Source organism: Nostoc sp., from assembly GCF_036917935.1.
Taxonomy (GTDB): domain Bacteria; phylum Cyanobacteriota; class Cyanobacteriia; order Cyanobacteriales; family Nostocaceae; genus Nostoc.
Genome location: NZ_JBALEL010000054.1, coordinates 1 through 24,052, shown reverse-complemented (window position 1 = coordinate 24,052; position 24,052 = coordinate 1). Strand labels below are relative to the sequence as shown.

The 24,052-nt window shown below is 42.1% G+C and carries 19 protein-coding genes and 1 pseudogene; 6 read left to right on the top strand and 14 right to left on the bottom strand.

Annotated features, from left to right (window positions below):
- Positions 1-200 precede the first annotated feature (200 nt).
- From V7K62_RS23155 to tftA, 8 genes are all read right to left on the bottom strand, one after another.
- Positions 201-1,124, bottom strand: coding sequence for a hypothetical protein (locus V7K62_RS23155; protein ID WP_334868225.1), 924 nt, complete (start codon positions 1,122-1,124; stop codon positions 201-203).
- A 41-nt stretch (positions 1,125-1,165) separates the two neighbouring features.
- Complete coding sequence (locus V7K62_RS23150) at positions 1,166-1,882, bottom strand: hypothetical protein (protein ID WP_334868223.1); 717 nt, start codon at positions 1,880-1,882, stop codon at positions 1,166-1,168.
- Positions 1,883-2,581: 699 nt separating this feature from the next.
- Complete coding sequence (locus V7K62_RS23145) at positions 2,582-4,231, bottom strand: formylglycine-generating enzyme family protein (RefSeq protein ID WP_334868221.1); 1,650 nt, start codon at positions 4,229-4,231, stop codon at positions 2,582-2,584.
- Position 4,232: 1 nt separating this feature from the next.
- Positions 4,233-5,945, bottom strand: a complete 1,713-nt coding sequence (locus V7K62_RS23140) for a VWA domain-containing protein (protein WP_334868219.1) — start codon at positions 5,943-5,945, stop codon at positions 4,233-4,235.
- Positions 5,938-6,891 (bottom strand): AAA family ATPase, encoded by a 954-nt coding sequence (locus tag V7K62_RS23135; protein ID WP_334868218.1) that lies wholly within the window; start codon positions 6,889-6,891, stop codon positions 5,938-5,940. Before V7K62_RS23135 ends, V7K62_RS23140 begins: the two co-directional genes overlap by 8 nt.
- On the bottom strand, positions 6,876-7,901 hold the full coding sequence (locus V7K62_RS23130; RefSeq protein WP_334868216.1) for a hypothetical protein: 1,026 nt from the start codon (positions 7,899-7,901) through the stop codon (positions 6,876-6,878). The genes V7K62_RS23135 and V7K62_RS23130 overlap by 16 nt, the downstream gene beginning before the upstream one ends.
- A 231-nt stretch (positions 7,902-8,132) precedes the next feature.
- Positions 8,133-9,221, bottom strand: a complete 1,089-nt coding sequence (locus tag V7K62_RS23125) for a TIR domain-containing protein (RefSeq protein WP_334868214.1) — start codon at positions 9,219-9,221, stop codon at positions 8,133-8,135.
- Between the two features lie 372 nt (positions 9,222-9,593).
- A complete protein-coding gene (gene tftA, locus V7K62_RS23120; protein ID WP_334868212.1) occupies positions 9,594-10,946 on the bottom strand; it encodes a hormogonium tapered terminus morphoprotein TftA in 1,353 nt (450 codons plus the stop codon).
- Positions 10,947-11,111: 165 nt separating this feature from the next.
- Here tftA and dnaG point away from each other — a divergent pair, with 165 nt between their 5' ends.
- Positions 11,112-13,028, top strand: a complete 1,917-nt coding sequence (dnaG, locus tag V7K62_RS23115) for a DNA primase (protein WP_334868493.1) — start codon at positions 11,112-11,114, stop codon at positions 13,026-13,028.
- Between the two features lie 244 nt (positions 13,029-13,272).
- Positions 13,273-13,529, top strand: a pseudogene (locus V7K62_RS23110) (helix-turn-helix domain-containing protein).
- Positions 13,530-13,720: 191 nt separating this feature from the next.
- On the opposite strand, the gene V7K62_RS23105 reads toward V7K62_RS23110, so the two are convergent.
- A complete protein-coding gene (locus V7K62_RS23105) occupies positions 13,721-15,061 on the bottom strand; it encodes a DEAD/DEAH box helicase (protein WP_334868210.1) in 1,341 nt (446 codons plus the stop codon).
- Between the two features lie 215 nt (positions 15,062-15,276).
- Between V7K62_RS23105 and infC the strand changes: the two genes are divergently transcribed.
- Entirely contained in the window at positions 15,277-15,789 is a 513-nt protein-coding gene (infC, locus tag V7K62_RS23100) for a translation initiation factor IF-3 (RefSeq protein WP_181928348.1), read from the top strand.
- A 160-nt stretch (positions 15,790-15,949) separates the two neighbouring features.
- Here the strand turns inward: infC and V7K62_RS23095 are convergent, their stop codons facing one another.
- A complete protein-coding gene (locus tag V7K62_RS23095; protein ID WP_334868491.1) occupies positions 15,950-16,564 on the bottom strand; it encodes a TetR/AcrR family transcriptional regulator in 615 nt (204 codons plus the stop codon).
- Positions 16,565-16,782: 218 nt separating this feature from the next.
- On the opposite strand from V7K62_RS23095, the gene V7K62_RS23090 reads away from it, so the two are divergent.
- From V7K62_RS23090 to V7K62_RS23080, 3 genes are all read left to right on the top strand, one after another.
- Positions 16,783-18,090, top strand: coding sequence for an HlyD family efflux transporter periplasmic adaptor subunit (locus V7K62_RS23090; RefSeq protein WP_334868207.1), 1,308 nt, complete (start codon positions 16,783-16,785; stop codon positions 18,088-18,090).
- The gene (gene devC, locus V7K62_RS23085; RefSeq protein WP_334868205.1) at positions 18,087-19,262 is read left to right on the top strand and encodes an ABC transporter permease DevC; all 1,176 of its coding nucleotides are present in this window, start codon (positions 18,087-18,089) and stop codon (positions 19,260-19,262) included. The genes V7K62_RS23090 and devC overlap by 4 nt, the downstream gene beginning before the upstream one ends.
- A gap of 72 nt (positions 19,263-19,334) precedes the next feature.
- Positions 19,335-20,033 (top strand): DevA family ABC transporter ATP-binding protein, encoded by a 699-nt coding sequence (locus V7K62_RS23080; RefSeq protein WP_334868203.1) that lies wholly within the window; start codon positions 19,335-19,337, stop codon positions 20,031-20,033.
- 102 nt (positions 20,034-20,135) lie between these two features.
- Here the strand turns inward: V7K62_RS23080 and V7K62_RS23075 are convergent, their stop codons facing one another.
- From V7K62_RS23075 to V7K62_RS23060, 4 genes are all read right to left on the bottom strand, one after another.
- The gene (locus V7K62_RS23075) at positions 20,136-21,059 is read right to left on the bottom strand and encodes a hypothetical protein (protein WP_334868201.1); all 924 of its coding nucleotides are present in this window, start codon (positions 21,057-21,059) and stop codon (positions 20,136-20,138) included.
- Between the two features lie 31 nt (positions 21,060-21,090).
- A complete protein-coding gene (locus V7K62_RS23070) occupies positions 21,091-22,029 on the bottom strand; it encodes a nuclease A inhibitor family protein (protein ID WP_334868199.1) in 939 nt (312 codons plus the stop codon).
- Positions 22,030-22,145: 116 nt separating this feature from the next.
- Entirely contained in the window at positions 22,146-22,754 is a 609-nt protein-coding gene (locus V7K62_RS23065; protein WP_334868197.1) for a hypothetical protein, read from the bottom strand.
- A gap of 19 nt (positions 22,755-22,773) precedes the next feature.
- A complete protein-coding gene (locus V7K62_RS23060) occupies positions 22,774-23,976 on the bottom strand; it encodes a HEAT repeat domain-containing protein (RefSeq protein WP_334868195.1) in 1,203 nt (400 codons plus the stop codon).
- Between the last annotated feature and the right edge of the window lie 76 nt (positions 23,977-24,052).

Sequence of the window (24,052 nt, the reverse complement as noted above, 5' to 3'; positions counted from 1 at the left end):
TATCGTAGCTTTACTGTTCAACGACTTCAAGTTTGAGTAGAGAAGCAAGAAATGCGTAGGCGTAGCCCGTCGTAGATATCGCTCAACTTTCCACTGACGGAGAATTTCTCGATCATCTGCGTGAAATTGTTCAATTTTTTAAGACTGCTTAATTGTTGCCGAGTAATAAATAGGAAATGGGGAATAGTTGCTATTACCCCTTATTTTATCTCTAAATCCTCAAGCAATTCTTCAATATTTTGTAACTGAATCTCATACTGTTCAATTCGTTGTGCAAGCTCGTATTTAGCTTCAGAATCAGTTTTAATATTCCATTCTTTCTTCAAGAATTTCAACTTTTTACGAAGATTTTCATATTCTTCTTCTAAGTCTTCGCGCTTTTCTTGAATATGCCGTTTTGAAGATATGTTTCGATTTGTACCATTGACTAGAAGAGCATTTAGGGTGGAAGAATCATCTGGCACAGAAATAGAATTAGATTCTGTTTTTTTATAGAGAATAGGTGTCAAATGTTCAGACAGTCCTGCCATTTGAATTGCTGAACAGCCCAGATTATAAGCAAACTCCATTGACCGGCCAGATCCTAGCGCATCATAAAATCCCAGAGCAAAATCTAGAGCCGCTTTATCGGTAATTGATTGCTTCATCCCAATTACGTAAGGAATATGTTGTGCAATTACCTTTGCTTGATCCTCGGTGTAACAACCGTTTAAGAAAACACAGTTCACCTGATCTGAAAATAACTTAAATAAATCTGCTAAGGCATTGGCAGGGATAAGATGAATATGTCCGGTATCATCTTCAAATACTAATCCTTCCTCTGGCTCAATTTCTGTTTCTGTAACAGTACCAAACTCTTGAGTTATGGTTCCTTTTTCTTCTAATATCTTGTCCTGTTTGCGATGTCCAGCAAAATGAACAATCTGAGGATTGCATTCTAGCAGAGCCAGTTGAATATCTCTAGGACGTACCGCCCATCGTTGCTCAAATTTGAAGCGATCGCGATGTCGTGCTCTTAGTAACCCATCACTAATATCTCGTGCTTCCTGCTCTAAACGTGACTGAGAGCTTCCTACTGGATTTGCTGCTAAGAATAAAATAGTTAGGACAGATGACTCAGCCATACTTAAATTATGACGTACAAATTAAAAAGTTTTTTCTTCTGTTATTGTTTTTGAAACTCTAAGTTAAGAAAGAGCAAAACTTTACAAATTCCAAATCCAAGAAGAATTAATTGTATTAATGCACTGGATATAACAGAAATTAATATTGAAGAGTTTGCAACACTAGTAATATTAATATTGAAAATTTTGGTAAAAATTGCCTGCAAGCCTAAAAAGATTAGATAAGTTAATAATGTAAATAAAAACGCCTTCCACCAATTTCCTTTAACTAATGTTCTACTGTATAGAAATGCTGCCTTACCTCTTTGACCTCGGAGAATAAAAGCGTGAGAGGAGAAGTCATTGTTTATAAAGTAAATAATGCCTGGAACGACTAGCAAGAAAGAAAGTAAATAGGAAGTAATAAAAAATCTTATCTCTAAACCAATCAGGGGTAACATGTGCGACAATATCCATTTTACTACAGCTTTAGGTTGAATATTTTCCTGAAGAACACAACTTTCTGTAAGGATACAAAGAGTAGCACTATAAATTGAATATACAAAGATATTAAAAATCGAAATTAAACCCAAAAAATATAAATTATAACTGAAAATCAAGAAGTAGTATGAGAATAGGGCTGAAATAATTAAAAAAGGCAGGTATATTAAAAAAACACCAAGAAAGAGCCGATTTTTTTTTATATATAAGTTGAAGCCTAATGATATTAATTCAAGCAATCCAAGTTTTTTGCTTTGAAGTTCAGAAAGGATACTCATAGGTTATATTTTATTACCTCATTCTTAGATATAAATCTATTAATTACCACATTCTGTTCAGCGTTAATAGTACCCGTCAGGGTACTGCTTGAGAAATTCTTGTGAAGCTTTTTGTAACGAAAAGCAATAAACCCACATTCTGCATGAGTAAATATGCTTAAAATTCTGTCCTACGCAGGTTGTTTCGTCAAAATCAGAATTTTGATAAAACCCCTAAAACCCACTTCAGATAGAGGATTTAGACTTTTTATTATCTATGGAGGGTGATAAGCTGTTACACATTTAACTTGCATAATTAGGACGGGCAAGATGCCCACCCCACAAGAGTTATATACATTTTAGATATGCAAACTAGATATGGTTTAGCTTAGAAGCGTTTAGGCTCAAATCATCTCGATTTATTGAGAATAGTGTCAATAATCTCAATTTTGATCCCAGCCAAGGTTGTGATGTCTACGACGGGCGTAGCTGCCGCACCTACAGAATGTGGGGTTTAGTTTAAGTCCTGAAAAGGTTGTTGTACCTGGGTTATGGAAAATAACAAGATTTTCCAATTCACCTGCAGAATGTGCGATAAATATAGCAATCCTATTTGATATATGAAAATCGTCCGGCTCAGATACCCGACTTCTCCAAAAAGTCGGGTATTTTTGTGTTCACGAATTATTTAGGATTGCTATATGCCTCATCATTACAAGCTCATTTGAGATTCGCTTTGTGCAATGACACGGCTACTCGAAAGCCAATTGTAAGCACTTTGTTTTTAGGAGGAATGCCGTTTCGATAGGCAGAACGGCATGAATCTGGTTCATGTATCCAAGAACCACCCCGAATAACTCTGGGGAAAGTTCGATCATCAGTAATTCGGGCACTTCCGTCTGCTGGTGCATTCGTATAGTCGTGATACCAGTGATCGGCGCACCATTCCCAGACGTTGCCATGCATTTCATCTAGTCCGAAAGCATTCGCTGCATTATGAGAACCTACTTCACTAGTTTGTTGGCTCCATCGCCCTTTAGGCCCGGAACGATATCGTTTGCTTCGGTCATAATTTGCAAGTTGACGAGAAATCGTTTCGCCAAAATAGAATGGGGTTTCTGTCCCTGCTCGACAAGCATATTCCCACTCGGCTTCGCTGGGTAAACGATAGGGCTTCCCAGTCTGTAATTGCAAACGCTCACAAAACTCGATCGCCTCAAACCAGGTAATGTGCTCCACAGGTAAATTATCACCTTTAAAGTCGGAAGGGTCAGAATTTAGTTCAATCCTGACTTTGGTAGTTTTGGCAATTGCCCGCCACTGGGTTTGTGTCACAGGAAAACGGCTTAAGAAGAAGGACGTAATGGTGACTGGATGTTGAGGGCGTTCGCGATAGTCTCCTTCTTTTCGTGCAGTTCCCATCCAGTACTTGCCCTCTGGTATACGCACCATTTCTAGGGAAATCTGCTCTTCTAATCGCTCATAAAACAGGGTTGCTTGTTGTTCATGTCGCTCGATTACCCAGGGTGAACCCAACCCCATGAACTGGAGTTGGGGTTGACGAATCAGTGTAGCTGTCTCAAATTTAAATGACTTTAGAGAGGGTGCTCTGGATGCAATTGGATTGATATGCCAATCAGAGTCCTGTAACTCAGGAATGGGTAAAGTGACTCCGGCTACGACAATTCGATTATTATGGGTTGGCAAAGATTTGAGGGTTGATTCTGCTTGGATATGATTGCCACGAGTCAGTTGACGCATCCCCTGAAGATACGCTAGCAGGGAGTCAAAATTAGCTTGACGCAAGGGAGTGGCGATCGCTTCTGTTAACGATGTCAGCCGCAGCCATTCTGTTTTTTCGCTGAGGGTTAATTCGGCAAGTGTCGCAGCTAAATCATGGGCAACAGTTTCAGGATTGAGGTATGCAAGTGCCGTCCAACGTTGAGCCTGAGCCAGAGTTTTTACAGATGATTTAGAATCATTCAATTCTCGCTGTACGTAGGACAGTAAAAAATGGGCTAATTCCTCAACACGCTTCTGACCGAAGCTAGGATGATGAATCATTTGCTCTAGTAGATAATTGCGTAAATCTGCATCCATCTCATATAGCTCATGTCCTACCTCTTGGCAGAGCGGAGAGAGTAGCAAGTCGGCTACTGCAATCCACGGCACCTTCAAGTGCTGCTTTTCGATGTCCATCGGAAAATTTGCCCAGAGACAGTAGGTCAAATGGGGTGTGAGAGCGATAGGCAAGGCAGCATGATAGGCTAAATATACGTGGGCTTCGGTAAATCGTCTCTGGAATGATGCGATCGCCTGCTCAATTTCCTGAGGGCGCGTTTCAGGCAGCAAAGCATTAGAATTCGTCATCTTAGCGTACTTCCCCCAAAGGTTGATGCCGTCCTCGTAAGACATTGATCGCCCTGTAAAATTCCTGACGATTTACCTCAAACATGGGAACTAAAGCTGCAATGTCCTGAGCGGTTGTAGTTTCCCAGCGATCGCGAGGAACCGGATTGAGCCAAGTACTATAACGTACATACTGCCGTAACTCTTTTAAAAAGAATTTTGTTAACCGCCGTCGCCTAGAACTAAATCCACCACGCGCTGCGCCAGCATCACTGAAAATTAAGCAAACTGTTCTGGTTTTAGGCAACTTTGATAAACAATCATCAATTGGTTCCGCCTCTAAATGATAGCGATCGCGGTACAGATATTCATCTGGACAGTTATGAAAGTAGTAAACCCTAACCCGGCTGAAGCGGCCTCCACGCAATGCTGTATCAGCCAACTGTTGCGAAAGGTGGTGAAACGGAACCATCGAACCATCCTGATCGATTAACAGCAGAAGTTCTATGCGGTTGGTACGTCGTGGAACCAACACAGGATTTAATAAAACCCCGTACTGGGCAACCTGTTGAATAGTGGCTTCCATATCTAGCTCGATGGGTGGCCCCTCACGACTAAACTGACGCAGATAACGCCACCCTTGCTTCATTTGTCGATGGGTGACGGGCAAATCGTTAACGATTAGGGGGAATTCGCTAAGTTGGTTGTCCGATTGCCTGATTGTTTTAGCAACTTGAATCTCGTCAGCCATTGTCCGCATGACTTCAGGAGACAGCATTGTTTTGGGTAAGTTGGTGTAAGTTTCAGGAATGATCGCATCATCTGCAAAAGAGGCTGTCTGTTGAATTTTCCACATCTTCCAAGCAACAGGCAGCAGAATAATACAGGTAAAAATAATTAATAGTAAGTTAAAATATTCATAATAATATTCATAATAATATAGTTGATTAAAATAATCATAATTTTGAATAAGTAAAATCACTTTGTTGGGATCACCAAGCTGAACTTTACCTTGAGGGTCAATCAAGCATAAGGTAATTTTCTTCTGAAAAAAATCAGTCTTCCTAGCATTGGAAATGGGAATTAAGAGAGTTTTTTCTCCTAATTCACCATCTTTAAATTGAACAACTTGGGGAGTATCACTGATCGGGTAAGTATCGTTAGGTTCGTTTGGGCGACAGTTCTTTCCAACATTCAATTCTGCACTGACTGATCCATGCCTGCTACCAGTGCGTGTAATTTTGATATGTGCTACCTTTTCACCTATATTTACGATAAAGTAAGGAAAAAGAAAATTAGTGCCACTGAAGTTTAAAGTATTAACCTGTGATTCCTTTTTGAAGAGAAACGGGCTGCCGATCGCAACAACACAAGCCGCAAGCCCTAATACCAACAAAGATGCGATTCGAGGCGTTTTATATTTCTTTGGAGGTTGTTTTTTGTTTTGATTGGGTGTTACTTCGGTGTCCGTTGAGTTAGTTTTCTCCGTTTCGCCTGGAAAAAAGTCTTGTTCCAGTCGCTCTGGAATTATCTGGTCAAAATAATCGTGAAAAATTTGCTCTTCTCGCTGTGATTTTACCCAAAGGGCGCAGCATAGTTGGGCTAGTGCAGTGCGATCGCGAGTACCAAAACCTGCATTAATAGATTCCAGCAGCAGATGATATTCTGCCAACCCCAGAGGAAGACCTGCTTTCCTTAAACAGGTGAATAGTTCTAATAATGCTGGCTCATTCACGATCGCTAGTTAACCTCAAATAATTCACATGAGCATCCCAACTTTTGAGTAATACCTCTAAGTAAGGTAGTTGGGCTTCACCCGACAACCTATTTAATACTTCTTGTAATGAATCTCGCTTCAGCGCCTTAATCCAATCGAGCAATTCACTCGTACTCACATTCTTACTGAATTTACCTGTTTCACCCTCCATAGATTCCCGTAATTTCATAAAACGGGAAACAGCTTTATCTGTCAGTTCATCTGCAATATCAGGAAATCGATATTTGACAATTTGCACAATTTGCTCATAGCTGGGAAAATGGACGTAATAAAATAAACACCGACGCAAAAAGGCGTCAGGTAAATCTTTTTCGTCATTACTAGTGATAAAAACGATCGGTGAATTGACTGCCTTAATCTCCTTTTCTTTCCCATTTTCTCGCACCTCTTCAATCTGAATCAATTGCTCGTCAAGTTCTAGCAATAAATCATTGGGAAAATCGATGTCGGCTTTGTCAATCTCATCAATTAAAACTACCGTCCGCTTGGGATTAATAAAAGCTCGACCTAATGCTCCCAAACGAATATAAGATATTGGGTCATCAAAGCGTTTCTTTTCTTCTATGGTTAAAGAACCAGATGCCGCTAATTGAGCATCGCGTAGCCGTCCAACGGTATCATAAACATACAAACCATCTTTAGCTCGACTAGTCGATTTTACATACCAAGCCTCAAAATCTAGTCCTAACTCATAAGCGACTGCAAGAGCTAGTTGAGTCTTGCCACATCCAGGTTCTCCTTTCAGTAATAATGGACGACCTAAGTAAATCGCTAGATTCACAACATCCACTAATTTTTGGCTGGGTAAGTAAGGATAGATGAGCCTACCTTTGTAACTATCCCTTGGCTTCGGTTGCTTAGTGCCAGTATATTCAAGGTGATTAGAATCTAGAAGCGTAACCATTTATTCTCCTGCTCAAACCAATTACAACCACAAAGATCGCAAATTTTTCGTAAGGTTGGCATTGGAATACCTTGCTTTTCTAAAAGCACCTTAATGGTTTCTGTCTTATTAGCAGAGATAGCTAGAGGTAAGGAATCACTATGATGATTTAACCAATCCCTCATATCCTTCTCTAAAAATGGATTGATTGCGGGTAATCCTAGAGGTAAATTCGGTTGCCAATCTGAATTGTAATTCTCGACAAAACCAACATTCCACTGAGATATTACACCTTGATAGTCTATCAGGAATATCATTAGTTTAAATGGGTTTTGTTGATGATTATCTTCCAATATCTTTTGAGTTAGTGATGCCCAAAATTCGTTAAGTAAATCACACAAGTTTTCTTTAATCGTTTCATCAGCATTGTTAAACGCAATTAAAACATTCTGTGATTTCCATAGTTCACAAACTTTTTCAGTAATTTGAGAGGGTAAACTCTTTTCAGGTAATCCAACTCTTCCGGCAAATTCATCCCAAATTGCTAAAATATCTGTCCTTGATGAAGTTCGATTTAAGTCAATAACAATATTTTTTCCTTCCAAAATTTTAGGGATAATCGAAGCCAGTCGATTGAGCAACCATCTTTGGCCACTGTCCTTAGAACTGCCTTGGATTAAAAACACACCATGAGAGTATTTTCCAGCAATCTCTTCAAACAGATTGTGCTGTTCCCAGTATCCTAACTTCAATAGTGATTTATATAAGATATCAAAAGTTTGGCTTTTTTCTAAATCAGAGTTTTCTACTCGTTTTGGTTGATTAATCTGTTCTTCTAACTCGTCGAGTTCTTCTTCTATTTCTTTTAATTTTGCTTCATACTCTTCAATTCGCTGTTCTAGCTCATATTTAGCTTCTGAGTCAGTTTTGGTCGTTCTTTCTTTCTTGAACCATTTCAACTTTTTGCGAACTTCTTCATATTCATCTTCTAGGTCTTCACGTTTTGCCTCTAAACGCTTAAGCGAAGGCATATATTCTCCTTAATTAATGTCTAAATATCAGATGATCCCGCTTGAATTCTAGTATCGATACTGCCTTAAAAAACTTACTGCAAGAGTTGGATAGCCACATGGTATTGAGATTTAGAAGAGAAACAAATCAGGGTAGGAACATTCGGAACTTTGCCAAGGAGTGATTCTAACTCTGCCTTTACGCGATGAGCACACTCCGTCTTTATGAGTAATCTACTTTTTTGACTCATTTTACAGGGAATTAACCGCTTTGCGAATACCTTCTACCACATTTAGAAACGCAGCATCGCGATCGCTCCACTGGGTTATGGGTTTGGCATCTTTTGGTAGAACCTGGAGCTTACTGAATGGCGAATCTTTCCAATCACAGGGTCTGAGAATAATCGGAATCACCCGTGCTGTGCCTTGATTGTGTCGTGCGATCGCCCCCTGCATCTCTATGTCATAGCAATAATCTGATCCCATGAAGGGGGGACTGATCAGCAGCAAAATGATCCGAGCAGATTCTAGTCGCCCCTTAATTTGAGCTTCCCATTCTTCTCCTGCTTCGATGGCGCGATCATACCAGGCAGTAATCTTACCCTGCCGTCTGAGGTTAGCTAGATGAGTCACAAATTCTGACAGCAGGTCGTCATCTTTATGAGAGTAGGAGATAAAGACATCGATTGGCACATTCTGTAATTGCTCAACTGGAGGTTGAACAAAAGTATCCGAGGTGGGTTGAACAGTGGCACCATTAGATGTGGATTTTTTTAGCAGCACTGGGGTCAAGTGTTCCGCAATGCCTGCCATCCCAATTGCTGCACACCCTAGTTTGTAGGCAAACTCGATGGGACGGCCTGCCCCGATCGCATCATAAAACCCTACCGCAAACTCGATCGCCGCTCGATCTCCAATTGCCTGGTTCATGCCAATTACATAGTCAACATGATTAGCGATCGCTTTCGCTTGCACTTCTGAATAACAGCCGTTAAGCACAACACAGCGAATTTGGTCAGCAAACAGTTTAAACAGCCCTGCCAATGCTTCCCCGTCCACAAGCTTCGTGTTGCCAATTTCATCTTCAAAGACTAGCCCTTGTTCCCCCGTCCCATGTCCTGAGAAATGGATAATCTGCGGACTGATATCGAGCATCGCCCGTTGAATATCACGAGGACGAACCGCCAACCGTTGCTCTAGCTGAAATTGGTCACGCTTTTGAGCGCGTTGCAGTCCTTCCCCAATGTCCCGCAACTCTTGATCGACCCGTAGACGCGTGGTGTCTTTAGGATTGGCAGCCAGAAATAAGATGCTTTGCCGATGACCACTGGAAAAACTCATAAAGAACTTGCTTTAATATTGCTCACATAATTGAGCTTTACTGTCATGAACTAGAGGATTTTTCGAGATAATATCTATATCCAGGCTATTATACCTGAATTTTGCCCTCTAATTACCCTAAATAGAATTTTTACATATAGCAATCCTATCTGAGTTGTGAAAATTAACGAACCGCCTTCTCTAACGAGACGCGCAGCGTCTCGTTAGAGAAGAAAAAAAAGAGAAGCTTTCACAAATGATTTAGAATTGCTATATATACACGTTGCTGTGATAAAAAATTTTTCCGCATAACATAATTAAACGGAAATTTTCTGAATATTATTGCTTGATCGCAACGCCCTAAAAAAATTGCTATAACAAGTTACTCAATACTCACAGAAGTCCTGCTGATTCATATAGTCGTTTGAGCATTGCTGAAATCTTTGTACCATAATCTAAATCTGCTGACCACCGCCCTGATAGCTGATCAATTAATGGCGCAATTCCACGTGTGACAAAGCGAAATCTTGGATCTACTACTTCTTGTACTAAAGGCTCTAAACTGGCGTAAGCTTTCAAATGTTGGATGTGCGCTCTGACTCCAATTCTGGCACTTGCAAAAGACGCAGCCTCCGAACCACCACCGATCGCACCTAACCCGGCAAAGTTATTTTGCTCAGGTTTAACATCACCACCAAACCGTAAAAATCCAGTTTCTACACACATTTGGCAAAAGGCAATATCATAGCTCACTCCCTCTATACCTGCTTCTTCTCGATAAAGTTTTGGGATGTCAGGAAACTTTGCTAAAGCATTATCATTATTGTTTCTCAGGAATAATTGTAACTGGATTTCGGAAGTATTACCGTTTGACATCACCCGCTCAAATTGACCAGGGCAAACCACTAAATTCGAGCGCAAGCTGACAGTACGAGTTGCAGCATCCCAATTGACTGCAACATTAAAATCTCGCAGTTCGATCGCTTTGACATAAACTACTTTGCGATAGGTAATCCGATTGACATTAGCCGCTTTTGAAAGGTCAATCCGTAGACGATCTACTAAATCAATGGGGATGTAAGCATTACCATTAACTAAAACTCCTTGCTCTGAGTAATTTTGCCCGTTAATATTAATATTAATTCCCGGATAATTTGGTTCCACTGGAGTTCCAGGAGTGGGGTCAATTACACGACTCCAAGTTACCAATCCATCGACAATTCCCAAGGCAAAATCGCGGCGACGGGTTTGCAGCAAAGCCCGATCTTCTGGATTGCTGAGAAACCCCACTTGCATAACTAAAGCTGGAATCGTTGTCTGGCGACAGAATGCTAAACTACCCAACCCACTATCTGTATCTGGCTTGACTCCTCGATTGGGTAATTGGGGTACGCGGCGTAACAACCCCATTAGCAACTGTTCCGCATTACTCTTGCGATCGCTATTATTAGCAATGTAAAAGACGCTAGCCCCCCGCACAGAAGGGCTGTTAGCTGCATCAGATTGAATTTCTAGGGCGATATCACCCCGGTGGCCGCGGGAATTGATCCAAGTGATTGTTTGGGCGGCACTCAAGTCATCAGGAACCGCCAAAATTTCCAAATTCCGCGCCCTCAGTTCCGTGACAATCAAATCCCGCAGCAGAATCATTTCTTTCGCTTCAGTTGTACCACCTGCGATCGCACCTGCATCCATTCCTCTGGCTTCTTTGCCTCCGTGAGCCGCTGAAATAAAAATACGCCCCATTTTCAGTATTTCCTCTGATAAAATTAAGTGTAAGCAATTGTATAGATCATTCTTGGTCTAGCAACAAGAATATAATAGCTATCAGAAGTCTTTTGTCATTTGTCCTTTGGTATTTCTCCAAAGTTCATGACCAATGACCAATGACCAATGACTAATGACAAAGCCATGCAAATCCCCCGCTTGCACCCAGACACAATTGAGGAAGTTAAACTACGGGCTGATATTGTAGATGTCGTCTCTGAATACGTAGTTTTACGCAAAAGCGGAAAGGATTTTGTCGGTTTGTGCCCTTTCCATGATGAGAAATCTCCCAGTTTCACCGTCAGCCAGACCAAGCAGATGTACTATTGCTTCGGCTGTTTAGCTGGGGGAAATGCGATTAAGTTTGTCATGGAGTTGGGAAAGCGTTCTTTTGCTGAGGTGGTGCTGGATTTAGCACGGCGTTATCAAGTACCTGTGCAAACTCTCGAACCCGAACAACGCCAAGAATTACAGCGTCAGCTATCTTTGCGTGAACAGTTGTATGAAGTTCTGGCAACGTCCGCACAGTTTTATCAACACGCCCTGAGACAATCCCAAGGGCAAAAAGCACTTCAGTATTTGCAATCTAATCGCCAATTCAAAGAAGAAACTATACAGCAATTTGGTTTAGGTTATGCCCCCGCAGGTTGGGAAACTCTCCATCGCTATCTGGTGGAAGATAAACATTATCCAGCGCAAATACTAGAAAAAGCGGGTTTGATTAAGCCACGCAAGGAAGGGGGCGGGTATTATGATGTATTTCGCGATCGCTTAATGATTCCTATTCGTGATGTCCAAGGGCGTGTCATTGCCTTTGGTGGTAGAACCCTGACTGATGAACAACCTAAATATCTGAATTCACCAGAAACGGAACTTTTTAGTAAAGGTAAAACATTATTTGCCTTGGATCAAGCTAAAGGTGGGATTTCTCAAGTCGATCAAGCGGTGGTGGTAGAGGGATATTTTGATGCGATCGCCCTCCATGCCGTTGGTATTAATAACGCCGTCGCCTCACTCGGTACAGCTTTAAGATTAGAACAAGTGCGGTTAATATTACGCTACACCGAATCGAAACAATTAGTACTCAACTTTGATGCTGATAAAGCCGGAACCAATGCTGCCGAACGTGCGATCGGTGAAATTGCCGAATTAGCATATAAAGGCGAAGTTCAACTAAAGATTCTCAATTTACCCGATGGCAAAGATGCTGATGAATATTTGCATAGCCACACTCCAGAAGATTATGGAGAACTGCTAAAGAATGCGCCACTTTGGTTGGATTGGCAGATTCAAGAAATTATTAAAGACCGCGACTTAAGACAGGCTACCGATTTTCAACAAGTAACTCAGCAATTAGTCAAATTACTTAAAAATATAGCTAACAGCGATACACTCAACTATTACGTTTCTTATTGTGCAGAAATACTCAGTTTGGGAGATACCAGACTTATACCCCTACGAGTCGAAAATCTCTTAACTCAAATTGCTCCGGTTGCGGCTACATACTCGAAGCCAGTGTCAGCCAAGAAAGCATGGGGAGATGGCAAAGTTTCTCACTCTCCACTCCCCACAGAACGCAGCCTTTTAGAACACGCAGAGGCGTTATTACTAAGGATTTACTTACATTGTCCTGAACAGCGTCAAGCGATTATTGACGAACTAGAAGAACGAGATTTGCAATTTAGCCTTTCTCACCACCGATTTTTATGGCAACAGATTTTAGAAAGAGCGGTGGAACAGGTAGATTTAATTTCAACTCTGGAAAACATATATTTAGAATTATCAGAAGACTTGGGATTAGTGTCGCATCTGTTTCATCTGAACGAGAAATGGAAGATAGAAATACCTCGGACTCCGCTAGTGGTTCAAGCTGCGATCGCTTGCATGGATTTGGTGATGCTGGAAAAACGCTATCGTCACTTTTTGGAATTATGGCAACAAACCGATCCAGAAGCTGAACCAGAGCGTTATCAATCTTATTATCAGGCTTTCTACGCTGAAAAAATCAAGCTTCAGAAAATAGATCGACAACGGTTATTTTCCATCACCGATTTGTTGTAGCATCGCACTCACGCCCAACCTAACTCTTGATGTGTCGCAGAGGTATCCCGACATCACTCATTGCCCTCAAGCACCTCTACTTAAAAGTCATCATAATGTTGCACAAACGACATTTTATGGTATTGTGCTGATTTGCTTTTATAGGAAATCAGCAGAAATCAAAGAAAGGTATCAAAACCTTACAGACTGACGTTGACTTGATTAAACAACGCTATAAAGATGCGCTAGAGAGGGAAGAACAATCGTGACAGAAGAAACCGTTTTTGAAGAAAGCAGCGGCAACGTCTTTGCTAACTTGGTTTAGAAGATGCAGAGCAACTTTTTACCCGTGGAAAAATAGGGATTCAGGTACTCCGGCTTCTGAAGCAACGTAATTTGAAACAGCGCGAAATTAGTGACCTCCTCAGCATTCCACAGCTAGAAGTATCGCATCTGATGAAAGGAGAGTTTCAACGGTTCATCGAGGGCAAATTATATCATGTCCGCTTGATTACTTATTAAAGCCGAAGAACCCCACCCCGCCAAAGCTACGCTTCGTCTCCCCTCCCCGCTTGCGGGGAGGGGTTGGGGGTGGGGTTCAAATTTATTGATTTATGCAAGAGGTCTATTGTAGGGTGGACAGCGCTCAGTCGAATGCTGTCCACCCCACAAGATTGGGTAATTTATTTCTTGGTAATGGCTAAGAACGAAGATCAGCGATCGCGTTTAGCAGAACGGCGGGATGCAGATGAACGAGCGCCAGGTTTATCACCATTGGTGATAGGTGGCGCTGCCTTACGTTTAGCCGATGTCTGTGGTAACGGTTTAGGAGTACGAGCCGGACGCTTGTCACCTCCGGGCTTGGCTCTGTGTTGCCGTCCGTTCGGGATCGCTTCTGGCTCAATATCAGGGTTGGGTGCAAAACCAGCGATCGCTTCCCTTGGCAAGCGCTGCTCGATCAGTTTTTCGATATCTTTCAATAGAGGGTATTCATCGACGCACACCAGCGATACGGCTTCACCTGATGCGCCAGCGCGACCAGTGCGCCCAATGCGATGAACATAATCTTCTGGTACATTGGGAAGATCGAAGTTAACTACATGGGGCAGTTCGCTGATGTCAAGTCCCCTAGCAGCAATGTCTGTCGCCACCAATACCTGTAAGCTGCCATTCTTGAATTTTGCCAAAGCATTGGTACGCACCGGCTGGCTCTTATTACCGTGGATTGCCAGTGCTTGAATCCGGTCTTCACCCAACTGCTTCACCAAACGGTCAGCGCCATATTTAGTGCGAGTGAACACTAGCACTTGATACCAATTATCTCGCCGAATCAGATGAGCAAGTAATTGGCGTTTCTTGTCACGGTCTACCTGATAAACCTTCTGGGCGATCGTGTCGGCGGTAACGTTACGGCGTGCTACCTCAATCATCGTCGGGTGATTGAGCAGTCCGGCGGCCAGTGCCTTAATTTTGTCTGAGAAAGTCGCGAAAAAGAGCAAATTCTGTCGCTGTTTCGGCAAGAGTGAGAGAATGCGGCGGATATCATTAATAAAGCCCATATCCAGCATCCGATCGGCTTCATCCAGCACCAAAACCTCAATATGCGATAGGTTTAGCGTGCCTTGCTGTACGTGGTCTAGCAGTCGCCCTGGAGTAGCGACCAAAATATCCACTCGACCCCTCAAACGCTGTTTTTGCAGATTAATACCGACTCCGCCAAACATCACCATTGAGTTTAGATTTAAGTACTTGCCGTACTCGCGCACGCTTTCTTCTACTTGTGCAGCTAGTTCGCGAGTCGGGGTGAGAATCAACGCCCGGATTGGTGGGTATCCATTGGGTGTACCTTTGCTCTTGTTAGACGACAACCGATGCAAGAGCGGCAGTGTAAAACTAGCAGTCTTTCCAGTGCCAGTTTGTGCCCCAGCTAATAAATCGCTACCCGACAATACAGCCGGAATCGCCTGCATCTGGATTGGGGTGGGTTCCGTGTACCCTCGTTCGGTAACGGCACGGATAATTTCATTGGACAAGCCGAGATGAGAAAAAGACATAAGACTCCAAAAATAACATCGGCCTGTCGCCAATGAGGCGTCAGTCTAAGGCGGACGAATAAAAAATTATTGAAAGGCTGGATGGGCAGTTGCGCCAAGACTGAGAGCGAGTGCCGCAGTTCTGCATTCTAACAGATTGCTGTCCATTGTGTTGTTAAAGTTGCTCTGATTCAGTGTTGTGTTAAATTGGCATTACCTGCTTGTAAAGCAAAGTATTGAACAAATGGGAGAAATTCATTATCGCAATCCAAAAGCAACTGATTAATTCACAAATCAAGTCACCTAGCGTCTTCTTGATTGACCATGAGAATAACAATCGTGGTCTGATCGATACTAATGAGGCCCTACAACTAGCCGAAAGCTTAGAGCTTGACTTAGTTGTAGTCTCCCAAGGTAAAGACGCCCCGATCGCGAAGATTCTCAACTATGGGAAGCTTCAGTATCAAAAGAAAAAACGTCAAAGCCAGAGTGCTAGACCTACGGTAAAAGAAGTTCGGTTCGGTCTAAACGTGGGTGTAGCTGATTACAATTTACGCATTGAGAAAGCAGTTCAATGGTTGAGTAAAGGCGATTCAGTAAAGTTTGCGATTCGCTTACGAGGCCGAGAACATCAATATCGTGACCAAGCAGGAGAACTGCTAGACCGAATTGCAAATGATCTCAGTCAAGTAGGTAAAATCCAGTCGCTGGATAAACGCGCACTAATTGTTCAAGTTATTCCTGCCTAGTTAATCTGGCGATCGCTAGACGATATATTTGTGGCAGCTTGTAAGGAACCAAAAAAGCCGGAGATAGTACTGTAGCTTCTATAGAAAAAACAGTCAACTGTTACTCAAGGCAATTTTACTTTCCGACCAAACAAGCGCCACGCGCCGGGATATAACCAAATCAATCGGCGCATTTCGTGATTAGGTGTATCAAGGCATCAATCAGGCGATCGCTTTCCATTGGTATAATATCCTTCCCGTGCATTACATCCTGAGTAATATGAAAATGCACCAATGTCCCTAAGAGAATCATCGCTGTTGCCTCTGGGTCAGGTATATTTAGCTCAGGAGCGGCCAAGTGTTGAGTGAGAGTTTCCGTCACTGGCTTAATCATCGCCCGAACACAAATTTGAGCTAACTCAGGAAAACGACCAGATTCCCCGATTAGTACTCGCATAAATGCACTATGTTCTTGGTCGTTATTCATCTGCTCTAATGCTTTGGTTCCTAAGTGATGCAGTACGGCTGCTGGTTCTCCTTCAATAGCTTTTGCACCAAATATAGAGTTAAACTTTTTGCTTGCTAGTTGCTCAATCAGTACTTTAAAAAGTCCTTCTTTATCTTGAAAGTGGCTGTAGACTGTCGCTTTAGAAACACCTGCCGCTACTGCTACCCGATCCATACTTGTACCAGCATAGCCATTTTGGAGAAACTCCTGCATTGCCCCTCGCAGAATTTGCTCCACTTTATCAACGGAATTATCTCGATCAACTTCGTCACCTTTAATCCGTACCATTTTTAATCTTCCTCTCTGATAAACAATTTTAATAGATGCGGCGATTTCCCCTACGTCATTCATCCCAGTTGTGACAAGCATTCTGGTGCAGAACTCAGGGCCAACATATTAAATTGAGAATTTTCGCTTTCTGCTATTGACTAAACTACTCCGTTTAGTTTAGCATGAATTGAACTGAACAGTTTAGTACAAGTTCCTAATGGCAAAAGGTGAACACTATGGTGCAGAACTGGAAATTAGAGGATTTAAAGTCTTCCCAAAATCTTTGGCGATCGCCGACTACACTAGCAATAATTGCATCTCTAGCTATAGGTGGAGCTAGTGTTTATACGGTGCTAAAGTTTCAGGCGACCGCTAATGAAAAGCAAATAGCGCCGGTAGTTGTTCAGCCAGTAGTAAAAACAGTTACAGCATTGGGACGCTTAGAACCAAATGGAGAAGTCATAAAACTGTCTGCAACTTCTTCGACTGAGGGAAGTCTGCTTCAGAAACTATTGGTAAAAGAAGGCGATCGCGTCAAGACTGGGCAGGTAATTGCAATTATGGATAGTCGCGATCGCTTGCAAGCAAGTTTGGTTGAAGCCCAAAAACAAGTTCAAGTTGCCAAATCCAGCCTTGACAAGGTAAAAGCGGGAGCCAAACAGGGAGAAATTGGAGCAAAACAAGCTGCTGTAAGCCGTCTGCAAGTCGAACTAGAGGGAAATATCAAAACTCAGCAAGCCACAATCGATCGCCTAGAAGCAGACTTACAAGGACAAAGACAAAGCTTACAAGCAACGGTGGATCGCGTCGCAGCCGAAAAGCGGAACGCTCAAGTAGAAGTGCAACGCTATGACGCTTTATACAAAGCAGGGGCAATTTCCAGTCAGCAAGCCGATCAAAAACGCCTAAGTGCAGAAACTTCTACTCAACAGGTAATCGAAAACCAAGCCAACAAAACCAGAACTGTTGCGACTTTAGAACAGCAGATTAAAGAAGCCAAAGCGAACCGCAGCCAAACCCTCGCTAGCTTGCAACAACAGATTAACGAAGCCAAAGCCACCCTTAACCAAACGGCTGAAGTCCGTCCTACAGATATTGCCAACGCCCAAGCACAGGTAGAGGGCGCTCAAGCTACTGTGGCAAAAATTAGAGCGCAACTCGATCAGGCTTATGTCCGCGCACCCGAAGCGGGACAAATTCTGAAGATTAATACACGAGCTGGAGAAACCGTTTCTAATGACGGGATTGTGGAACTAGGTCGAACCGATCAGATGTATGCAGTTGCAGAAGTTTATCAAAGTGATGTTAACAAAGTGCGATCGGGGCAATCGGTCAAGATAATTAGCGATTCCCTTCCCGGAGAATTACAGGGAACCGTCGATTGGATGGGGATGCAAGTACAGCGACAAAATCTCGTCAACAGTGACCCTTCTAGCAATATTGACGGCAGAGTAGTGGAAGTTCATGTGCGACTAGATCAGGCTTCTAGCGCCAAAGCTGCCAAGTTTACCAATCTACAAGTAAAGGCGGTGATTGAACTATGATTGGATTTATTCAACAACTGCGGCAGCGAACTCCTTTAGGATGGTTGCAACTGAGTCACGAAAAAAGCCGTCTCTTGGTGGCATTGGGAGGTATTGCTTTCGCTGATGTTCTCATGTTCATGCAGCTAGGGTTTCAGACTGCCTTGTTTGAAAGTAATACTAAGCTGCATCACAGTATCCAGGCCGATATTATTCTAGTTAGCCCTCAAGCCCGTAACGTGTTAAATGCGTCCACCTTTACGCGGCGGCGGCTGTATCAGGCAATGGATGTACAAGGGGTGAAGTCAGCAGAACCAATGTATATCAACATTGTCGATTGGAAGAATCCTAAAACACGCCAAAAGACATCTGTGCTAGTGATCGGGATCAATCCTGAAAAGCAAGCCTTTGACTTACCGGATGTGAACAGTCAGATAGATCGGGTGAAGCTACCAGATACCCTTCTGTTTGATCGTGCTTCTAGAGGAGATTATCAAGAAGCGATCGCTCAAGTTGCAGAAGGGAAAACTGTGACGACTGAAATTGACCGCCGCACGATTACCATTAGCGGCTTATTTTCAATCGGCGCTTCCTTTGCGGCTGATGGGAACCTGATTACCAGCGACCAGAATTTTTTGCGGCTATTTCCGAAGCGAGAAGCCAGCAGTGTCAGTTTAGGTTTGGTTCAATTACAACCAGGGTATGACTTAAAACAGGTGCAAGCAGCTTTAGAATCTCATCTAGATAATGATGTTAAAGTTTTCACCAAAGACGAATTTATCGAATTTGAAACAGATTATTGGAAAAAAAATACAGCCATTGGGTTTATCTTCAGCCTCGGTGTAGCAATGGGGTTTATGGTGGGCGTGATTATCGTCTATCAAGTACTTTCTACCGATGTGAATTCTCATATTAAAGAATACGCCACCTTTAAAGCAATGGGGTATAACAATCTTTACTTATTAGGTGTGGTGTTTGAAGAGGCGATAATTTTGGCCATCTTGGGCTTTATCCCAGGAGCGATCGCACCTTTAGGACTTTATGCTTTAACTCGCAATGCCACCAATTTACCACTTTACATGACCGTAGCACGAGCCTTGACGGTATTAACGCTGACTATGATTATGTGCATAATTTCTGGTGCGATCGCCACTCGTAAATTACAGTCTGCCGACCCCGCAGATATGTTTTAGAAAATGGGGACTGGGGACTGGGAAATCCCTAATCGCCAATCTAAAATCTAAAATCTAAAATCTAAAATTAGTATGCCTCCTGTCATCTCTGTTAAAAATCTCGACCACTACTTTGGTCATGGTCAACTTCGCAAGCAAGTTCTTTTTGATATCAACCTGGATATTAACGCTGGCGAAATTATTATTATGACTGGGCCTTCTGGTTCTGGTAAAACTACACTTCTCACCTTATCAGGCGGCTTGCGTTCTGCCCAATCTGGTAGTTTGCAGATATTGGGACAAGAACTGTGTGGCGCTAGTACAGCAAAACTTACCCAAGTGCGACGCAATAACGGTTATATTTTCCAAGCGCACAACTTGCACGGTAGTCTGACAGTACTCCAGAATGTCAGAATGGGCTTGGAAGTGCATAATAATATTTCGCCGACAGAAATGAAAACCCGGTCAGCCCAGATATTAGAGGAGGTAGGATTAGGAGATCGCCTGAATTATTATCCTGATGATTTATCTGGGGGACAAAAACAAAGAGTTGCGATCGCTCGTGCTTTAGTTGGTCGTCCTAAAATTGTTTTAGCAGATGAACCCACCGCCGCCCTTGACAGTAAATCGGGACGAGATGTGGTCAACCTCATGCAAAAATTAGCTAAGGAACAAGATTGTACCATTCTTTTGGTTACTCATGACAACCGCATTCTAGATATTGCCGATCGCATCGTCTACATGGAAGATGGCAAGTTAGTAAATGACCGTGCTGCTGTTGTAGCATCTTAAGCAGATTCTTTATGAGCAATTCTCACAAATCAAATTTGTGAAGTAAAGAGATTTTGGAACTGCGAATCAGACTTTTTAGACATTATATTTTTACCGCTCTTTCTAAGGATTGTACTCAAATTCGCTCCTTGAATGTACACCTATCCAATCTCCCCCTGGGGTTTGTCCGCCTTGGTAGGTGTAACGAACATCCCAAAAACTAATATTGTAGAGAGTGCGATGTCTCAGACACTGATTCATAAACTCGCTGAGTTTGAGGCTATCGTAGGCATCACCAGCATAATGAACATTTGGCTTTTCTAAAATAATGACCATTGTTGCGGCTTGCAGCGCAAGTTCAATGGCAGTCGTTTTAGTTTTGGCGTATGCACCTACGAGATGATGTTGATAAGTGCAGTTATATCCGCCGTAGTGGTAGCCGTAAATCGTAATTGGGGTGAGATCGTCAAGACAGGATTTAAATTCAGCTATCAAACTTTCGTTGACTGCGTTTATTGATTCTTCGCAAACAATTTGCGTCGTAGGTTGATGGGGAGCGTAGACATCGTCGCTTACTTGATCAGGGACGATGGGCGCAAGGCATAACCAGTGATTATTGCTAGTTTCAGCGACCACAATCGACACAGAAAAATCAGGATGTTCCCATGCAAAATCTTGATATTTTGCTTTGGGAATAGATAAATTATATGCTTGCAAATTGTTAAAATTGTTAGTGAGAAGCTGCTGTATTTTTTGATAATATCCTTGGCGTTCAGAAGCAATACTTTCATTCCAAGTTTTATCCTTACGTTCAGAACGCAGAGGAGCGTATTCATAATCCAAAGCTTCCTGATTAGTAGGAGTTCCCCATTCTTCAATTTTTTGCCAATGTTTAAAAGTAAGTTCTATGTCAGTGAGATTAACAAAACCTTCGGAAATCATCAAATTCCAAATGTTAAATTCACCCTGGTTTGTCGTTTCCCAAACAAACCAATTTGAGCAGAGTATTTGTAATGTACCCAACAATTGTTGTGTTTCAGAGTGCATAAGTTATTTTGCTGAAGTGTAGGATTGAAAATTAGGGATTATACACAAATTCACTTTCTATATATAAACCAGCCCAATCTCCACACTGAGTTTCACCAATTATGTATATATTTTCCTGAGTCCAAAAGCTAAATCTGTACATCATTACTTTTGCAAAAGCATGATTTAAAAATTTGTTTAATTTATCGTATTTTGCATATTTTGCTTCAGAATTTCTATACCAATCCTGTAAGTATTCTTTATCAGGGTAAAAATTCTGAAATTGGCTGATTTCTAGCGCTCCCGAAGCTTGTAAAGCCTGTGCGATCGCTAGTTCTTTAGTTTCAGCAGCACTATAGACGATTTGATAATCGTAACTATAGTAATAACCACCACCCAAATCTCCTTCTAAATGAATTATTCCTAGTTCTGAAGTAATTGCTTGAAGTTGCGAGACTAAATTTAGCGTATTTTCTCCTAATGTTTGAGCAGACATGGAATGAATCACAGGAGAACGAGAAATTTGCCCTTGCGGAATATTCGTTTCTTTATAAAAAGTAGGGCAAACAGCAACCCAATTTTCATCTGTTGTTTTACCAACAATCAAACCAACTGAATCATTTTCTGGAAAGTAAGAGGAGGTTTTTACATTAAAAGATTCCATGTCTTGCAAACTCTGACTCAGTATTTGAAATAAAGTTTCTATTTTGTCAGCCCAAGCAGTTTTATCAGATGAATTCAAAGAAAAGCTATTAAAATTATTTGCATAATCCATTGTCTGCCAATTTTTAATGGTAGCATCAGTGTCTGTGAGTTTTAACCAGCCTTGAGAACGGCTGAGATTTAGTATATTAAATTCACCATTTTGGGATGCATCCCAAACAAATGGACAAATATATCCACCATCTTCATGACCTGGTAAATGAAAGCCTGATTTAGGCTCAATAATAACTTGTAGTGTTGCTAGAATTTGCTCTGTTTGTGGTTGCATAGTGTAATAGGTTGAAATTAATTGTTATTGAGTAATAGCTTAGTATGTGTAAAGTGTGTTATAACGGAGTACGTAACGCACCGAAACTTTTGAAAGATGCTGATTTAGGAAGATACTTATAGCAAAGCCGATTGAAATGGTTGCAACAGAATACCCAGGATTTTATCAACATCATTGATGTAGTATTCAACTATATCAATGTATGCTGTTAGTCCTTCCAACATTAAAAACCGCCAGTTGGTTCCACTAGTGACAACTCCATAGATTGTCTTAAGTTCTTGTTGAGTATTTTGATTGAATAACTGGGCGGCTATCATAGTAGCAATACATTGTCCTAAGCCACTTTTAATATTTTCATTCTTTGCCTCAATAATTGTAATTACAGGTGCTTTAATGTAAAACTGTTCTTCAGAACCACAGAGAATGAAATCACAAAACCCATTCAATCCTTTACTAGCATCTACATCAAAATCTGTACCAGAAAACAGAGAAATTTGATAGTTTAACTGCCGTCTAACTTCCGTTAAAACTGGCATAATTAGTAATTCTGAACGGGCTTTTTCAGTGTTGATGGCAGTTGCTAGTTGAGTATATTCTTCTAAGAGCGTTGTTAAGGTGGCGGAAGGTTGAATAGGCGACACATCTTTGAGCAGATTACGCTTTTCATCAATTACAAGCTGAAAAGTCTCTCGAACTTTGGCGAGTGTGAAATCAATGTATGCCATCTGCAACATCCTCAATTATTCACAACTCAACTCTAGCGGCTGCGCGGACAATTCGATTGCTATCCTGAGTAAGTTGCTGGCGTAAAACGCTTGGAGTCGCGGGGTTATCTGCAACGGCGTAGCGTTCTAGCCAGGATGCAGACTGCGCTCCTTGTGTCAATACTTCATGGTGAGTTTGGGGATGAAGCAGTGTCACCAACCGTACAAAGGCGTTTTCTGAACTCGCGTATTCTGCAAGTATGGTTGTTATATCATCAGTGTTGGGATTGTAGAGGCGATTGAGTCCGCGCAAGGTGGGACTAGTTTGGCGGGTGGTAGGTTGCACAATCAAATCGCGGAGGGTTTCGCGGATGGGTGCAGGGGTGTTGGCATTTTGAGCAACTGCACGGCGGACTTCGACTTTTTCATCGTTAGCCAATTGTGTCAATATTGTTTCAGCTAGCTGAGGATTACTAGCTACAGCAGTGCGTACACTGGGGTTTTCGTCACTTGCGAGAAGTTGTAAAACAGTAATTGGTGTATTGCGGTTAGTGGCTACTTTGGTTCGTACCTCTACTTGTTCATCCCGCGCCAGTAATTCCAAAATGCTTACAGGTGCATTGATTGCAGCAGCAACAGCTTCACGCACGGATATTGCTGTATCTTCTGCCAAACGCAACCACAAAGCCTCTGTCAAATTGGGATGGCGAACTAAACAAAGACGCACTTCTACAGAAGGATCTTGGATCAGAATGCCCAGTAATTGCGGTGTTAAGCTGGGGTTGTATGCAAGCGATCGCACTATCCTATCATCGGTTGTAGCTGGAAAAAACGCTTGCGGATCGGGTGTTGCACCAATAAATTCTCTTCTTGCTAAAATCTCTAGTGCTTCTATAGGTGTGCGAGGATTACCAGCTATTGATTGCAGCACATCATTATGATTGCCGGGAAATGCACTTTTGAGCATATCCACTGTTTGATTTGGCGTATTTCCTGAATTTTGGGTACTCAGAACAATTTGAGTAAGTGCGCGGGGTGGTGTGTTGGGATTGCGAACAACTGCCAAACGAGTTGTCAAATCTGGGTGACTAGCTAGCACTTCCAAAGTTTCAGGAAATGTATTAGCATTTCTGGCGACAGCACGAACTGTAGCTAGATAAGAATCTCTAGCTAACTGTCTTAAAACGGTGGCTGGTGTATTCGGGTGAGATGCGCCCCGAATGTGATACTGTTGGCGAAACATTACTTAACATAAAAACGCTGATTTTACCGTGTATTACATGGTAGGACTAGCCTATCCTACCGTGTATTATATGGTA

Bases quoted from the DNA above. Each gene is read 5' to 3' on its own strand.
- V7K62_RS23155 (WP_334868225.1), bottom strand. From the start codon at position 1,124: ATGGCTGAGTCATCTGTCCTAACTATTTTATTCTTAGCAGCAAATCCA.
- V7K62_RS23150 (WP_334868223.1), bottom strand. From the start codon at position 1,882: ATGAGTATCCTTTCTGAACTTCAAAGCAAAAAACTTGGATTGCTTGAA.
- V7K62_RS23145 (WP_334868221.1), bottom strand. From the start codon at position 4,231: ATGACGAATTCTAATGCTTTGCTGCCTGAAACGCGCCCTCAGGAAATT.
- V7K62_RS23135 (WP_334868218.1), bottom strand. From the start codon at position 6,891: ATGGTTACGCTTCTAGATTCTAATCACCTTGAATATACTGGCACTAAG.
- V7K62_RS23130 (WP_334868216.1), bottom strand. From the start codon at position 7,901: ATGCCTTCGCTTAAGCGTTTAGAGGCAAAACGTGAAGACCTAGAAGAT.
- V7K62_RS23125 (WP_334868214.1), bottom strand. From the start codon at position 9,221: ATGAGTTTTTCCAGTGGTCATCGGCAAAGCATCTTATTTCTGGCTGCC.
- tftA (WP_334868212.1), bottom strand. From the start codon at position 10,946: ATGGGGCGTATTTTTATTTCAGCGGCTCACGGAGGCAAAGAAGCCAGA.
- dnaG (WP_334868493.1), top strand. From the start codon at position 11,112: ATGCAAATCCCCCGCTTGCACCCAGACACAATTGAGGAAGTTAAACTA.
- V7K62_RS23105 (WP_334868210.1), bottom strand. From the start codon at position 15,061: ATGTCTTTTTCTCATCTCGGCTTGTCCAATGAAATTATCCGTGCCGTT.
- V7K62_RS23095 (WP_334868491.1), bottom strand. From the start codon at position 16,564: ATGGTACGGATTAAAGGTGACGAAGTTGATCGAGATAATTCCGTTGAT.
- V7K62_RS23090 (WP_334868207.1), top strand. From the start codon at position 16,783: ATGGTGCAGAACTGGAAATTAGAGGATTTAAAGTCTTCCCAAAATCTT.
- devC (WP_334868205.1), top strand. From the start codon at position 18,087: ATGATTGGATTTATTCAACAACTGCGGCAGCGAACTCCTTTAGGATGG.
- V7K62_RS23080 (WP_334868203.1), top strand. From the start codon at position 19,335: ATGCCTCCTGTCATCTCTGTTAAAAATCTCGACCACTACTTTGGTCAT.
- V7K62_RS23075 (WP_334868201.1), bottom strand. From the start codon at position 21,059: ATGCACTCTGAAACACAACAATTGTTGGGTACATTACAAATACTCTGC.
- V7K62_RS23070 (WP_334868199.1), bottom strand. From the start codon at position 22,029: ATGCAACCACAAACAGAGCAAATTCTAGCAACACTACAAGTTATTATT.
- V7K62_RS23065 (WP_334868197.1), bottom strand. From the start codon at position 22,754: ATGGCATACATTGATTTCACACTCGCCAAAGTTCGAGAGACTTTTCAG.
- V7K62_RS23060 (WP_334868195.1), bottom strand. From the start codon at position 23,976: ATGTTTCGCCAACAGTATCACATTCGGGGCGCATCTCACCCGAATACA.